Here is a 15,407-nt window from a genome sequence, read left to right as displayed (position 1 = left end):
TCGCGATATGAATTCAACCCGAAGAAGGAGCAACGCATGAAAAAAACCTCTGTCAGCACGATAACCGCGCTGCTGTTCGCTGCGGGCACCGCGCACGCGCTGGAAGCGAAGCAGCCGCCGCGCAACCCGTTCCTCGCCGCCGAGAAATATTCGATCACGCACTTCGATTCGTCGCAGAGCGATGCGTTTCCGTATGCGGTCAAGCCCGGCTTCTTCAACGTCGATATCAGCAAGGCGCCGCGCGTCGTCGCCGGTCCGGTGAACATCATGACGCTCGCGTCGACGTCGCCGAACTACATGTGGGGCGTGTCCAGCGAAGGCGTGACGTATATCGACGTGTCGAACGGCGGCTTCAAGGAAGTCGCACGCGCCCCGTCGCCCGGCAACAAGGTCATTCCGGCCGCGCTGCACGACAAGGTGCTCGGCGAGCGCTACACGAACATCAAGCAGGCCGAAGACGCAGTGTTCAAGACCTACGGCCTCGACTGGACGCGCGTCGTCAACGGCGTGTACTCGGTGGTGGACAAGGATAATCATGTCTACTACAACGATTCGGACGGCAACATCAGCATGTTCGGTCTCGTGGACGAAAAGAATCCGGCCGCCGGCATCAAGGTCATCAAGACGATCGACATGAAACCGATCGTCGGCAAGGCGCATCTCGTCGGCACGGGTGTCACGTACGACGGCAAGTTCGTCGTGGCATCGAACGTGTCGATCAGCGTGTTCGACCGTTCGCTCGAAGGCCAGCCGCAGACGATCCGCTTTGCGCCGGGCGAATTCGTGAGCAACTCGTTCGCGATCGATCAGAAAGGCGGGATCTACATTGCGTCGAATCGCGTGATGCATAAGGTCGTTTGGACCGGCACGAAGCTCTCGGAAGACGAAGCAGACGGCGCATGGAAGGCCGAATACGAGCACGGCGATCAGCCGCCCGCAGTCAAGTTCGGCGACGGCACCGGCTCCACGCCCACGCTCATGGGCTTCGGCGACGACCAGGACAAGCTCGTGGTCATCACGGACGGCGCGAACCGCATGCACCTCGTCGCGTTCTGGCGCGACCAGATGCCCGCGGGCTGGAAGCAGATTCCGGGTACGAAGTCGCCGCGCATCGCCGGTCAGATCGGCATCACGGCCGGACTCAAGCATCCGCCGAAGTTCGTCCAGAGCGAACAGTCGGTGGTCGTGAACGGCTACGGCGCGTTCGTCGTCAACAACGTTGCCGAGAAGGGCCATCCGGACAAGCTCGTCGACGTGCTGTCGCTCGGTCCGGTCAACAAGCCGGCCTCGGGTGCCGAGCGTCTCGAATGGGATCCGAAGAAGCACGCATGGCGCTCGGTCTGGACGCGTGACGACGTCGTTTCCATCAGCATGGTGCCGAGCACGAGTTCGGCGTCGAACATGGTGTTCGTGAACGGCTACTATCCGAAGACGGGTTGGGAAATCACCGGCATGGACTGGAACACCGGCAAGACCGTGCATCGCGTGTCGTTCGGGCAGAGCAATCTGGGCAACGGCGCTTACGCCATCATCCAGTACATGTCCAACGGAGACCTGCTCATGAATAGCATCGGCGGTCCGACGCGCGTCGTTCTGAAGGACGCAGCAGCGAAGTAAGCGGCGCGTCTTGATGCAAGAAGGGCCATCGCGACTGAACATCGCGATGGCCCTTCGGCGTTTACAGCGTCGTGCCGGACGCGCTTTTTGCGTCCGGCCACTTGACGTCACATCACCGTTGCGAGCTTTCTCCGTTCGCTGCGCAGCATGAAGACGTTCGCCGCGATCACGCCGACCGTCACGAGCGCGATGAACAAAGTCGCGAGCGCGTTCATCTCCGGATTCAAGCCAAGACGCACGCGCGAGAACACGACGAGCGGCAATGTCGTCGAACCGGGACCGGACAGGAACGCCGACAGCACGAGATCGTCGATCGAAAGCGTGAACGACAGCAGCCAACCGGCGACGAGCGCCTGCGAGATCAGCGGCAGCGTGATCGAGAAGAACACGCGCAGCGGCGTCGCGCCGAGATCGAGCGCGGCCTCCTCCAGCGAAGGATTCAGCTCCCGCACCCGCGATTCCACGATGATCGCCACATATGAGATGCACAACATGACGTGTCCGATCCAGATCGTGAAGAATCCGCGATCCGGCCATCCGATGAGCTTCGCCATTTCGACGAACAACAGCAGCAGCGAAATGCCCTGAATGACTTCGGGAATCACGAGCGGCGCGTTGATCATGCCCGCGTAGAGCGTGAAGCCCTTGAAGCGCCCCATGCGCGCGAGCACGAAGCCCGCCCACGTGCCGATGACGACCGACGCGCACGCCGTGAAAAACGCGATGCGCAACGACAGCCACGCCGCGTTGATCAGTTCGTCGTCGGTGACGAGCGCGCGATACCACTTGAGCGACGGCTCGGTCCAGACGGTGACGAGCGGCGAATCGTTGAACGAATAGACGATGAGACTCAGGATCGGTATATAGAGGAACGCGAACCCGAGTCCGAGCGCGGTGATTTGCAACGGACGGCTGACCTTGATCATCGCTTTTCCTCCAGTTGCTTCGCCTGGAAGTGCTGGAAAAGCGCCATCGGCACGAGCAGCAAGAGGACCATCGCGCAAGTGACGGCGGAAGCCATCGGCCAGTCGGCGTTGTTGAAGAACTCGTTCCACATGACGCGGCCGATCATCAGCGTGTCCGCGCCGCCGAGCAGTTCGGGAATCACGTACTCGCCCACCGCCGGAATGAACACGAGCAGGCAGCCCGCGATGATGCCGTTCTTCGACAGCGGCAACGTGATCTGCACGAACGCCTTCCACGGCTTCGCGCCGAGATCGTAGGCCGCTTCGAGCAAAGTCAGATCCATCTTCACGAGATGCGCGTAAAGCGGCATCACGAGAAACGGCAAATACGAATACACCATGCCGATATATACCGCGATGTTCGTGTGATACAGCTCGATCGGCGAATGCAGCAGGCCGATCGAAATCAGGAAGTTATTGAGCAGGCCGTTGTTCTTCAGAATGCCGATCCACGCGTACACGCGAATGAGGAACGACGTCCAGAACGGCAGCATCACGGCCATCATCAGGATGTTGCGCGTGGCCGGATTCGAACGGGCGATGTAATACGCCATCGGATAGCCGATCAGGAGGCACAGCACCGTCGATACCGCCGCGACCAGCAGCGAGTTCATGTAGGTCGCGAAGTACAGGCTGTCCTTGACGAGGAACGCGTAGTGCGCGAAGTCGAGCGCGATATGCATCACGCCCTCTTCCATCGTCACGAGATCCGTGTACGGCGGAATGCCGAGCTGGCTGTCCGCGAAGCTGATCTTCACGACGAGCAGGAACGGCACGAAGAACAGCAGCAGGAGCCACAGATAAGGACCGCCGATGACGAGCGTGCGTCCGGAAACGCCGATGCGCTTGAGCCAGTTCGTCATCATGCGGTCAGCACCACGCCCGCCGACGCGCTCCAGCGCACGTAGACTTCGTCGTCGAACGTGGGCGAATCGATCTCGCCGATCGCGAGGCTCGACAGGTTCGCGACCACGACCTTGCCGGAATCGAGCGTCACGTGATAGAGCGTGTAGCCGCCCATGTACGCGATGTTCGTCACCTTGCCGCGGCCCCAGTTGTAGGTGCCTTCGGGCGGCTTGCGCGTGAGCGCGATGCGTTCGGGACGCACGGATATCGTCACCGGCATGCCGAGCGGCCCGGTGATGCCGTGGCTCACATAGAGCCGCACCGGAAGGTCCGGCGATTCGACGAAGATGTGATCCGGCTCGTCCTCGATGACATTGCCGTCGAAGAGATTGGTCGAGCCGATGAACTGCGCGGAGAAGCGGCTATTCGGATACTCATAGACTTCGTGCGGCGTGCCGAGCTGCACGATCTGCCCTTCGCTCATCACGGCGATGCGATTGGCCATCGTCATCGCTTCTTCCTGATCGTGCGTCACCATGATGCAGGTGACGCTCACCGTATCGAGAATATTGACGAGCTCGATCTGCGTGCGCTGGCGAATCTGTTTGTCGAGCGCGGACATCGGCTCGTCGAGCAGAAGCAGCTTAGGTCGCTTGACGAGGCTGCGCGCGAGCGCGACGCGCTGCTGCTGACCACCCGACAACTGGTGCGGCTTGCGCTTGGCGAACTTCGCCATCTGCACGAGTTCGAGCGCGTTGTGGACGCGGTCCTTCAGCTCGCCGCCCTTTACGCCTTCCTGCTTCAGCCCGAACGCGACGTTCGATTCCACGCTCATGTGCGGAAAGAGCGCGTAGGACTGGAACATCATGTTGACCGGCCGGTTGTACGGCGGCATCTTGGCGAGGTCTTCCCCGTCGATCAGAATCTGCCCTTCGGTCACCGATTCGAGTCCGGCGAGCATGCGCAAAAGAGTCGACTTGCCGCAGCCCGAGCTGCCCAGCAGCGCGAACAGCTCGCCCTTCTTCACCGACAGGTTGACGCCCCGCACGGCCGTCGTCTCGCCGAACTTCTTCACGACATCGACGATCTGCACGAAGCTGTCGTCCGTGCTCGAGACCGATGGGAAACTGCCCGGCTCGCGCCGGCCGGAATTAGGCGCTGCCTTCAACGCGCTCGACTGCTCACTCATGATTGCCTGTTCGACTCCTTGCTTCCATGCGTCTTTCGTGACTCGCCCCGCCACGCGATGCGATCACGAACAAAGCCCCCGGAGGTCCAGGGGCTTCGTCGTTTCAAAAGAATAACCGGCTTATCGGATTCATCGGCCGGACTTGAATTCCGTCCAGAGCCGCGTCTGCAGGCGCTGGATTTCCGGCGGCAGCGGCTTCAGCAGGAACAGCGTCTTGATGACATCCTGCGGCGGATACACGGCCGGATCGTTCGCGACGTCCTTATCCACGTACTTGCGCGCTTCGAGATTTGCGCTCGGGTAGTACACGGCGTTGGTGATCGCGGCGTGAACCTGCGGCGTCTCGATGTAGTTGATCCACTCGTGCGCCGCGTCCTTGTTCTTGGCGTCCTTCGGAATCGCCATCACGTCGAACCACACGGGCGCGCCGCCCTTCGGAATGTAGTACTCGATCTTGAACGGCTTCTTCGCATCGACGGCGCGATGCTTCGCGATCACGACGTCGCCCGACCAGCCGTAGGTGAAGCAGATATCGCCGCCGACCATGTCGTTGATGTAGCCCGACGAGTTGAACTGCGTGATGTACGGACGGATTTTCTTCATCATCGCGAGCGCTTCGCGATAATCGGCCGGGTTCGTGCTCATCGGATCCTTGCCGATGTAATGCAGCGCGGCCGCGAACATCTGGTCCGGCGCGTCGAGCACCGAGACGCCGCACGCCTTCAGCTTCGAGATGTTCTCGGGCTTGAAAAGGATGTCCCAGTTGTTCAGTTCGGCGTTCGCGCCGAGGATCTGCTTCGCCTTGTCGACGTTGTAGCCGAGGCCCGTCGTGCCGTACGCCCAGGGCACCGTGTATTTATTGCCCGGATCCGCGCCCTCGACGAGCTTCATCAGGTCGGGATCGAGATATTTGAGGTTCGGCAGCTTCGACTTGTCGAGCGGCGCGAAGATGTTCGCGGCGATCTGCTTGCCGGCGTAATTGCTGGTCGGCACGACGATGTCATAGCCGGAACGGCCGGTCAGGAGCTTGGCCTGCAGGGTGTCGTCGCTGTCGTAGTTGTCGTACTTCACCTTGATGCCGGTCTGCTTGGTGAAGTTGGGAATCGTGTCCTTCGCGATATAGTCCGACCAGTTGTACACGTTCAACTGCGTGTCTTTCGCGAAGGCCGCGAGCGGAGTCAACATCGCGGCGCATGCCAGGGCGCCCGCCAGCTTGGCCGTGCGGCTCGCCAGTTTCTCGTTCATTTCGATTCTCCCTTGTTCCGACTTGTCACGACGTCGTGCCGCCCGGACCCGGCGCATTTTCGCATCGCCGAGCGACCCGCGACTCCCCTAAAACCCCGAAAACTACCATTAAACGCGGACGCGACAAAAAATAATCCGCCGCTTGTCGCGCAAAATGTACACGCCCTTGCGTCACGCGGCGACGGTCTTGCCGCGCGGGGCTCTGCCCGGCTTAGCGCCGCGCGCCGACAGCCGGAAAGAGCGCGCATTTTAGCCCCTAATCCGCTGCCGCGGCACGTGATAAACCCACACTCGTCAAAGTGACACGCAGGCGTAAGCCCGATGCAATGTCATTATTCGTGGTCGGTCGCCTGCGTCCCCTTGCGCCCGCCGTTTTGCGAGTCGTTTCTTCGTCGTTTCGTTGACTCGCACGAGCGCGGCCGACACGGGGCAAGCCTGACGAATAGCCAGCGGAACAGTTGTTGCGAGCCAATTCGACGTGCGCCGCGAAAAGCGGCGTCTTCTGAACCGGCAACGCGCACCGTTGCAACGCTATTCGAGGCCGCCTCCCGCATGAATACCAATCCCTCCGCGCTCGCCCGGCCGTCAGCCGCGAAATCCGACGCGCAGTCGCCCGTGGCGACCCGTGAAGATCGGGAGCGCGCGCCGCGTCCGCGCAGACACTGGTATTCGTTCGCCGGCGCGGGCGCGCTCGTCGCTGTCGGCTACATGGATCCCGGCAACTGGGCGACGGCGCTCGCGAGCGGCGCGCGCTACGGTTACTCGCTGCTTTTCGTCGTCCTGCTCGCGAGCCTGATGGGGATGCTGCTGCAATGGGTCGCGTCGCGCGTGGGCGTCGTGACCGGGCGCGACCTCGCGCAACTGTGCCGCGAACGCTACAGCCGCCGTACGACGCTCGTTCTGTGGATCGCGTGCGAAATCGCGATCATCGCGTGCGACGTCGCGGAAGTCGTCGGCAGCGCGGTTGCGCTGCAAATGCTCTTCGGCCTCTCGCTCACGGCCGGCGTGCTGGTTTCGGCGGTCGGAACCTTCGCGATGCTCGCGCTGCAAAACCGCGGCAAGCGGACCCTGCAGCGGGCGGTATCGACGCTCATCTTTCTCGTGAGTTTGTGCTTCGTCATCGAACTCGCGCTGGCGCATCCGGTCTGGGGCGATGCGCTGCGCGGGCTCGCGCCGTCGCGCGAACTCGTCCGCGATGCCGGCATGCTCTGGCTCGCCGCCGGCGTGCTCGGCGCGACCGTGATGCCGCACAACCTTTACCTGCACTCCGCGCTCGTCAAGGAGCACGCGAGCGCGCGCGACGACGCGACCATCGGGCGCGCGCTTCGTGGCGTGAACATCGATACGTTCGGCTCGCTCGGGCTTGCGTTCATCGTCAACGCGTCGTTACTGATCGTCGCGGCCGCCGTCTTCCACGCGAACGGCCACACCGGTGTGAACGATCTCGCCGACGCCCACCGTCTCATTGCGCCGCTCGTCGGCAGTCATTGGGCGGGCGTCGTGTTCGCCGCCGCGCTGCTCGCGTGCGGCCTGAACGCGACGGTCACGGGCACGCTCGCCGGCCAGGCGGTGATGGAAGGCTTCCTGCGCCTCAAGATGGCGCGCTGGGCGCGGGCGCTCCTGACGCGCGGGCTCGCGATCGGTCCGGCGCTCGTCGCGGTCGGAAGTTTCGGCCAGCATGGTTCGAACGCGCTCCTCGTCGCGACGCAAGTCGTCTTGAGCCTGCAATTGCCGCTCGCCGTGATTCCACTCGTGCGCTTCGCCTCCGATGCCGCGCTGATGGGCCGCTGGCGCGTCGCGCGCGTGCCGCTGGCGCTGGCGTGGATGTGCGCGGGCGTGATCGTCGCGCTGAACGGCGCGATGCTCTGGCAGGCGGTGTTTTCGGCCTGACGCACCGGTTTCGATGCCATTTCGTCTGGAATGTCGGGATCGCGGCGCGGCTCGCGCTGTCAGACTGTCCTGATGCCCGCCCCGCTCCAACAGGACACGAACTACATGGCCCACGGCCCACGATCGATTTCGCTGAAAAATTCCCGCCGCTCTGCCGGCCGCGCACGCATGTTCGCGCTTCTTCTTGCCGGCCTTTGCACAAGCGGCGCTACGCACGCGACCGTCGCGGTGCTGCAACCCGCGCGCGAAGCCGCCGCCTCGCAACCGCTCGAACTGACGCTCCTCTATACCGACGATGACGCGAAACCCCTGACCGTCGATGTCCCGAAGCAACTGACCGTGAATCTGACCAATGGCGATTTGCCGCCGGCGCCGCTCACGCTCGAGCGCGATCCGACAGTGCCGGACCGTCTGCGCCTTGCGCCCGGCCAGTATCGCCGCGTGCGTTTTTCGGCGCCGTGGCCCGATTCGGCGCGCGGCACGGTGAAGATCGATCCGGTCGGCTTCGATGCTTCGCCGATGCTCGTCACGCTCAATCGCAGCGATACGCAGACCGAGGTCGCCGCCGCGGAGAAGGCCGAGTCGCAAGCGACGACGCCCGGCCAACTCGCCGTCGCGGCGGCCGCGGCGAATACCGCCGTCCAACCGGCGTCCAGCACGGACACGTTGCTCTCGGGCCGCTTCTCGACGTTCGAGCCGATCTATTTCGCGGATGGCAAAAACGGCGACAATCTCGCGAAATTCCAGTTCAGCTTCAAATATCGCCTGCATCTGCCTGACGATCCCCGCTCGCGCGGCTTCCTCGACAACCTCTATTTCGGCTACACGCAGACGGCCATATGGAATCTCTCGGCCGAATCGGTGCCGTTTCGCGACATCAGCTTTCAGCCGCAACTGTTCTATTACGTGGAGGACACTGGCTGGAAAAGCGCGCTCTTCACGCGCATGGGCGTCGCGGCGGGCATCGGGCATGAATCGAACGGCAAGAGCGGCGACGAATCGCGCTCGATCAACATCGCGTTCGTGCGCCCGACATGGGATATCGGCGATCTGAACGGCAATCACCTGACGCTCTCGCCGAAGTTCTATTACTACCTGTCGAAGGCGGGCAACGAGGACATCGCGGATTATCGCGGCTACGTCGATTTCCTCGTGAAATACGGCAGCCCGGACGGCTGGCAACTCGCGACGACATTACGCAAAGGCTCGAAGCACTGGTACGGCAGCGTGGAATCGCAGTTGACCTATCCGCTCGCGAAGCTGATCGGCAGCGCGTGGGGCGGCTATCTGTTCGTGAGCTACTTCAACGGGTACGGCGAGGACATCCTCGATTACAACCAGCGGCATCACTGGATCGCGCGGATAGGCTACAGTATCGCGCGTTGAGTTTTTTTACGATTTTGAATGCCGCGTTGCCGCCCTCTTTTGTTCGGCGCCGATGCGGTCACGAGCTAGCCCAATGTCTTCGAATCTTCACGATCTGCCTGATAGCCCCTGCATCGGCGTGTGCTCCACGCTCTTCGACGACGTCTGCAAAGGCTGCGGCCGCACGGCCGGCGAAGTGTCCAACTGGGTGTTTCTGAACGACGACGAAAAACGCGCGATCTGGGAGCGCATTACGCGCGAAGGAACGGCGATGCGGTTTCGCAACGACAGGCTTTGACCGGAATGTAAAAACGGCCCGCTCTTTCGAGGCGGGCCGCTTGTTTCAGCGCGAGCGCGAAGCCGGTGATTACTGAATCCCCTGGCTCGCCAGAAAATCTTCGTAATTCCCGCCGAAGTCGCGCAGCGTGCCATCCGTCTTCACTTCGATGATGCGATTCGCCAGCCCGCTCACGAACTCGCGGTCGTGCGACACGAAGATCAGCGTGCCTTCGAACTTCTCCAGCGCGATCTGCAGCGACTCGATCGACTCCATGTCCATGTGGTTGGTCGGCTCGTCCATCAGCAGAACGTTGTGGCGGCCGAGCATCAGCTTGCCCCAGATCATGCGGCCCTTTTCGCCGCCCGACAGCACCTTCACGTTCTTCTTGATATCGTCCGCGTTGAAGAGCAGACGGCCGAGCGTGCCGCGCATCATCTGCTCGTCGTCGCCCTCCTTGCGATACTGGTCGATCCACTCGGTCAGCGTCTCGTCCTTCGGAAACTCTTCGTACGTGTCCTGCGGCATATAGCCGACGTTGGCGTTTTCCGCCCACTTCACCGTGCCGTGATCGAGTTCGAGCGCGCCCTTGAGCGACTTGAGCAGCGTGGTCTTACCCGCGCCGTTCTCGCCGATGATCGCGATACGCTCGCCCGGCTGCACCGAGAGCGAAAAGTTCTGGAAGATCGTGCGGTCGTACTTCTTCGTGATTTCCTCCGCGACCACCGCGATGTTGTGCAGCTTCTTCTCGTACTCGAAGCGGATGAACGGATTCTGACGCGACGACGGCTTGAATTCCTCGATCTTGATCTTGTCGATCATCTTCAGACGGCTGGTCGCCTGACGCGCCTTCGACTTGTTCGCCGAGAAGCGGCGCACGAAGTCCTGCAGGTCGGCCACGCGCTCCTTCGCCTTCTGGTTCGCGGCCTGCTGACGCTCGCGCGCCTGCGTCGACGCCAGCATGTAGTCGTCGTAATTGCCCGGCCAGACCTTCAGCGTGCCGTAGTCCATGTCCGCCATGTGCGTGCAGACCTGGTTCAGAAAGTGCCGATCGTGGGAGATGATGATCATCGTCGAGTTGTACTGGTTCAGCACGTCTTCCAGCCAACGGATCGAGTTGATGTCGAGGTTGTTGGTCGGCTCGTCGAGCAGCAGCACGTCGGGCTTCGAGAACAGCGCCTGCGCGAGCAGCACTCGCAGCTTCCAGCCCGGCGCGACGTTGCTCATCGGGCCATTGTGATCGTTGATGTTGATGCCGATGCCGAGCAGCAGTTCGCCCGCGCGCGCTTCGGCCGTGTAGCCGTCGTATTCGGCGAACTTGGCTTCGAGGTCGGCGGCGCGCATGTAGTCGTCGTCGGTGGCGTCGGGGTTGGCGTAGATCGCGTCGCGCTCGGTCATCGCGGCCCACATTTCGGTGTGACCCATCATGACGACGTCGAGTACGCGCATGTCTTCGTACGCGAACTGGTCCTGGCGCAATTTACCGAGACGCACGTTCGGCTCCAGCATGACGTTGCCCGAGGACGGCTCGAGATCGCCGCCCAGGATCTTCATGAAGGTCGACTTGCCGCAGCCGTTGGCGCCGATCAAGCCATAGCGGTTGCCTTCGCCGAACTTGACCGAGATGTTCTCGAAGAGGGGCTTGGGCCCGAATTGCATGGTGATATTGGCGGTAGACAGCACGGCGCGTCCTTTTGAATGGGGTACGACGAAAAACCTGAGATTTTAACAGCTTTTGGCGGGCTTTTGCCCGCGAGCGGCGATTCTGCCAAGCTGGCTCCGGCGGCGGATTTCGTGCCGCATCATGAAAAACGGGGCGCGGCCGTGCAGCCGCGCCCCGTTCATCCCGATGACGATCGTGTTACGTGCGCTCGGCGATGAACGCCTTCACGACGCCAGCATCGGCAGGAACGATATCGAACCTTTGTGGCAGTTTTTCAAGTCCGACGAACGCAGCCGGCCGCTCGGGCTCGCGATTGAGCGCCTCGCGGATCGTCTCGCCGAATTTGATCGGCTGCGCGGTTTCGAGGACGATCATCGGCACGCCGGGCTTCAGATTTTCGCGCGCGACCTTCACGCCGTCGGCGGTGTGCGTGTCGATCATCGTGTGATAGCGCTCGAATACGTCGCGGATCGTCTTCACGCGGTCGTCGTGGCCACTCTTGCCCGACACGAATCCGAATTCCTTCACGCGCGCGAAATCGCCGCTCACCGCGAGGTCGAAGCCGCCCTTCTCTTCGACGTCGCGGAACAGTTGCAGCACGCGCGCCGGATCGCGTCCGAGCAGGTCGTACACGAAACGCTCGAAGTTCGACGCCTTCGAGATATCCATGCTCGGGCTCGTCGTGTGATACGTCTCCGCCGCGCCGCGCACGCGATACACGCCGGTCTTGAAGAACTCGTCGAGCACGTCGTTTTCGTTGGTCGCGACGACGAGTTGATCGATCGGCAGGCCCATCATGCGCGCGATGTGCCCCGCGCACACATTGCCGAAATTGCCCGAGGGCACCGTGAACGACACGCGTTCGTCGTTGCTCTTCGTCGCGGCGAAATAGCCTTTGAAGTAGTACACGACCTGCGCGACGACGCGCGCCCAGTTGATCGAATTGACCGTGCCGATCTTGTGCTTCGCCTTGTACGCGTGATCGTTCGACACGGCCTTGACGATGTCCTGGCAATTATCGAAGTTGCCTTCGACCGCCAGATTGAAGATGTTCGGATCCTGCAGCGAGAACATCTGCGCGGTCTGGAACGCGCTCATCTTCTTGTGCGGCGAGAGCATGAACACGCGCACGCCGGTCTTGCCGCGCATCGCGTATTCGGCGGCGCTGCCGGTGTCGCCCGAGGTCGCACCGAGGATGTTCAATTCATCGCCGTGCTTGGCCAGTGCGTACTCGAACAGATTGCCGAGCAGTTGCATCGCCATGTCCTTGAAGGCGAGCGTCGGGCCGTTCGAGAGTTCCAGCAGCGACAGCGTCGTGCCGTTTTCCTCGCCGAGCGTCTTCAAAGGCGTGATCTGAACCGCGCTCTCTTCGTGGCGCACGTTGCTGTACACCTGCGCGGTGTACGTCTTGCGCGTAAGCGAGCGCAGGTCGTCGGCAGGAATGTCGTCGCTGAACTTCGACAGCACTTCGAATGCGAGATCCGCGTACGACAGCGTGCGCCAGCGCGCGAGTTCGTCGGCGCTGACTTTCGGATACTCCGTCGGCAGATACAGGCCGCCGTCTTTGGCGAGGCCGCCCAGCAGAATGTCGGAGAACGTGTGGCGTTCGTCGGTGCCGGCGCCGCGCGTCGAAATGTAGTTCATCGTGCTTGCCTTTAGTTGAGCGCTTCCATGCGCAGCTTCGTCACCTTCGAGACGACCGTGGACAGCGCCTCGATCTGCGCGATCGCCGCGTTCACGTTCTTTTCGAGCGTCTCGTGCGTGATGAGGATGATGTCGGTCTCGCCCTTGTTCGCGCCGTCGACTTCTTCCGATTCCTTCTGCAGCAGCGCGTCGATGGAGATGCCCTTGTCCGCGAGAATGCGCGTGATGTTCGCGAGCACGCCCGTCACGTCCGCGACGCGCAGGCGCAAGTAGTAGCCGCTCGTCACTTCGTCGATCGGCAGGATTGGCGTGTTCGACAGGCTGTCCGGCTGGAACGCCAGATGCGGCACGCGATGCTCGGGATCGGCCGTATGCAGGCGCGTCACGTCGACGAGATCGGCGACCACGGCGGACGCCGTCGGCTCCGCGCCCGCGCCCTTGCCGTAGTAGAGCGTCGTGCCGACCGCGTCGCCGTGCACGACGACCGCGTTCATCGCGCCTTCCACATTGGCGAGCAGGCGCTTGGCCGGAACGAGCGTCGGATGCGTGCGCAGCTCGATGCCCTTCTCCGAGCGCCGCGCGATGCCGAGCAGCTTGATGCGATAGCCGAGATCTTCCGCGTAGCGAATGTCGATCGCGGCCAGCTTGCTGATGCCTTCCACATACGCGCGATCGAACTGCACCGGCACGCCGAACGCGATTGCGCTCATGATCGTGACCTTGTGCGCGGCATCGACGCCTTCGATGTCGAAAGTCGGATCGGCTTCGGCGTAACCCAGTTCCTGCGCGGCCTTCAATGCGGTCGCGAAGTCGAGCCCGCGGTCACGCATTTCCGAAAGAATGTAGTTCGTCGTGCCGTTGATGATGCCCGCGATGTACTCGATGCGGTTCGCCGTCAGCCCTTCGCGCAGCGCCTTGATGATCGGAATGCCGCCCGCCACCGCGGCCTCGAACGCGACCATCACGCCCTTCGCGCGCGCGGCCTCGAAAATTTCCGTGCCGTGCACCGCGAGCAGCGCCTTGTTGGCCGTCACGACATGCTTGCCGTTCGCGATCGCGCGCAGCACCAGTTCGCGCGCGAAGCCCGTGCCGCCGATCATTTCGCACACGATGGCGATGGAAGGATCGTCGACGACAGCGTTGAAGTCGTCCGTCACCGCGATGCCTTCCTGCTTCGCCGCTTCGGCCTTCGCCGTCGTACGCACGGCGACGCGCGAAATTTCGATGCCGCGTCCCGCGCGTCGTTTGATTTCTTCCTGGTTACGGCGCAGCACCGTGAAGGTGCCGCTGCCGACCGTGCCGAAGCCCAAGAGTCCTACTTTGATCGGTTCCATGCAGCGCGAGTCTTTAAAAGAGAGATTAAGCGGAATGTCGTTTGCGATAGCCGTCGAGGAAGCGCGCGATGCGGTTGATCGAATCCGCGAGATCGTCGACGTTCGGCAGGAAAACCACGCGGAAGTGATCCGGCGTCGGCCAGTTGAAGCCGGTGCCTTGCACGAGCAGCACGCGCTCCTCGAGCAGCAGATCCGTGATGAACTGCTGGTCGTCCTGGATCGGATACATCTTCGGATCGAGCTTCGGGAACATGTAGAGCGCGGCTTGCGGCTTCACGCACGTGACGCCCGGAATCGCCGTGAGCATGTCGTACGCGAGTTCGCGCTGCTTGAAGAGGCGCCCGCTCGGGACGATCAGGTCGTTGATGCTCTGATAGCCGCCGAGCGCCGTCTGGATCGCATACTGGCCGGGTACGTTCGGGCACAGGCGCATCGACGCGAGAATGCCGAGGCCTTCGAGATAATCCTTCGCGCGGCGGCGGTTCTCTTCGATCAGCCCGGAGATCGCCATCCAGCCCGCGCGATACCCGCATGAGCGGTAACTTTTCGAAAGGCTGTTGAACGTGACCGTGACGACGTCTTCGGAGAGCGCGGCCATCGACGTGTGCGTCTTGCCGTCGTAGACGATCTTGTCGTAGACCTCGTCCGCGAAAATGATGAGACCGTGCTCGCGCGCGATCGCGATCAGTTCACGCAGCAGTTCGTCGGAGTACAGCGCGCCTGTGGGGTTGTTCGGGTTGATGACGACGAGCGCCTTCGTGTTCGGCGTGATTTTCGCGCGGATGTCGTCGAGATCGGGCATCCAGCCGTTGCTCTCGTCGCACATGTAGTGGCGCGGCGTGCCCGACGACAGGCTCACCGCGGCCGTCCATAGCGGATAGTCCGGCGCCGGAAGGAGCACTTCGTCGCCGTCGTTGAGAAGCGCCTGCATCGCCATGACGATCAGTTCCGACGCGCCATTGCCGATGTAGATATCGTCCAGTTCGACGCCCGTCACACCCTTTTGCTGCGTGTAATGCATGATCGCCTTGCGCGCGGCGAACACGCCCTTCGAATCCGAATAGCCCGACGAACCCGGCAGATTGCGGATCATGTCCTGAATGATCTCGTCCGGCGCCTCGAAGCCGAACGGCGCCAGATTGCCGATATTCAGCTTGATGATGCGATGGCCTTCTTCTTCGAGGCGCTTCGCGTGTTCGAGCACGGGCCCGCGAATGTCGTAGCAGACGTTTTGCAGCTTGTTGGATTTGAGAATCGGTTTCACGGCTGGCGCTCTGGGTCTGATGTGAATGCGGACGGGTTCTGGTGATGTGGGTCGCGTGCGGCTCGGAATTCGGGGCAGCCAGCCTCGCGCGCGGCGGACGGGCGTTGC

12 protein-coding genes are annotated in these 15,407 nt (G+C 62.3%); 4 read left to right on the top strand and 8 right to left on the bottom strand.

The features are described from left to right. The first annotated feature begins 36 nt into the window (after positions 1-36). Positions 37-1,617 (top strand): NHL repeat-containing protein, encoded by a 1,581-nt coding sequence (locus tag NCS67_RS05995; protein ID WP_250434665.1) that lies wholly within the window; start codon positions 37-39, stop codon positions 1,615-1,617. A gap of 107 nt (positions 1,618-1,724) precedes the next feature. Here NCS67_RS05995 and NCS67_RS05990 read toward each other — a convergent pair whose 3' ends face one another. The 4 genes from NCS67_RS05990 to NCS67_RS05975 form a co-directional block, all read right to left on the bottom strand. Beyond that, positions 1,725-2,540, bottom strand: a complete 816-nt coding sequence (locus NCS67_RS05990) for an ABC transporter permease subunit (RefSeq protein ID WP_033536119.1) — start codon at positions 2,538-2,540, stop codon at positions 1,725-1,727. After that, entirely contained in the window at positions 2,540-3,448 is a 909-nt protein-coding gene (locus NCS67_RS05985; protein ID WP_033536118.1) for an ABC transporter permease subunit, read from the bottom strand. Before NCS67_RS05985 ends, NCS67_RS05990 begins: the two co-directional genes overlap by 1 nt. After that, a complete protein-coding gene (locus NCS67_RS05980; protein ID WP_250434664.1) occupies positions 3,445-4,617 on the bottom strand; it encodes an ABC transporter ATP-binding protein in 1,173 nt (390 codons plus the stop codon). The genes NCS67_RS05985 and NCS67_RS05980 overlap by 4 nt, the downstream gene beginning before the upstream one ends. A gap of 129 nt (positions 4,618-4,746) precedes the next feature. Continuing rightward, the gene (locus NCS67_RS05975) at positions 4,747-5,862 is read right to left on the bottom strand and encodes a polyamine ABC transporter substrate-binding protein (RefSeq protein WP_008349802.1); all 1,116 of its coding nucleotides are present in this window, start codon (positions 5,860-5,862) and stop codon (positions 4,747-4,749) included. A gap of 552 nt (positions 5,863-6,414) precedes the next feature. On the opposite strand from NCS67_RS05975, the gene NCS67_RS05970 reads away from it, so the two are divergent. From NCS67_RS05970 to NCS67_RS05960, 3 genes are all read left to right on the top strand, one after another. After that, on the top strand, positions 6,415-7,752 hold the full coding sequence (locus tag NCS67_RS05970; protein WP_250434663.1) for an Nramp family divalent metal transporter: 1,338 nt from the start codon (positions 6,415-6,417) through the stop codon (positions 7,750-7,752). Between the two features lie 168 nt (positions 7,753-7,920). Next, positions 7,921-9,138 (top strand): phospholipase A, encoded by a 1,218-nt coding sequence (locus NCS67_RS05965; RefSeq protein WP_250434662.1) that lies wholly within the window; start codon positions 7,921-7,923, stop codon positions 9,136-9,138. A 73-nt stretch (positions 9,139-9,211) separates the two neighbouring features. After that, on the top strand, positions 9,212-9,415 hold the full coding sequence (locus NCS67_RS05960) for a DUF1289 domain-containing protein (protein ID WP_008349809.1): 204 nt from the start codon (positions 9,212-9,214) through the stop codon (positions 9,413-9,415). Positions 9,416-9,484: 69 nt separating this feature from the next. On the opposite strand, the gene NCS67_RS05955 is transcribed toward NCS67_RS05960, so the two are convergent. From NCS67_RS05955 to NCS67_RS05940, 4 genes are all read right to left on the bottom strand, one after another. After that, positions 9,485-11,077, bottom strand: coding sequence for an ABC-F family ATPase (locus NCS67_RS05955; RefSeq protein WP_008349811.1), 1,593 nt, complete (start codon positions 11,075-11,077; stop codon positions 9,485-9,487). Between the two features lie 178 nt (positions 11,078-11,255). Then, positions 11,256-12,701, bottom strand: a complete 1,446-nt coding sequence (gene thrC, locus NCS67_RS05950) for a threonine synthase (RefSeq protein WP_250434661.1) — start codon at positions 12,699-12,701, stop codon at positions 11,256-11,258. 11 nt (positions 12,702-12,712) lie between these two features. Continuing rightward, a complete protein-coding gene (locus NCS67_RS05945) occupies positions 12,713-14,035 on the bottom strand; it encodes a homoserine dehydrogenase (RefSeq protein WP_008349813.1) in 1,323 nt (440 codons plus the stop codon). A gap of 25 nt (positions 14,036-14,060) precedes the next feature. Further along, the gene (locus NCS67_RS05940; protein ID WP_008349814.1) at positions 14,061-15,299 is read right to left on the bottom strand and encodes a pyridoxal phosphate-dependent aminotransferase; all 1,239 of its coding nucleotides are present in this window, start codon (positions 15,297-15,299) and stop codon (positions 14,061-14,063) included. Between the last annotated feature and the right edge of the window lie 108 nt (positions 15,300-15,407).

Origin of the sequence: Caballeronia sp. ATUFL_F2_KS9A (assembly GCF_023630765.1) — a bacterium.
GTDB lineage: Bacteria > Pseudomonadota > Gammaproteobacteria > Burkholderiales > Burkholderiaceae > Caballeronia > Caballeronia zhejiangensis.
Note: the sequence above shows the minus strand (reverse complement) of the source record. Positions and strands in the feature narration are given on the sequence as shown.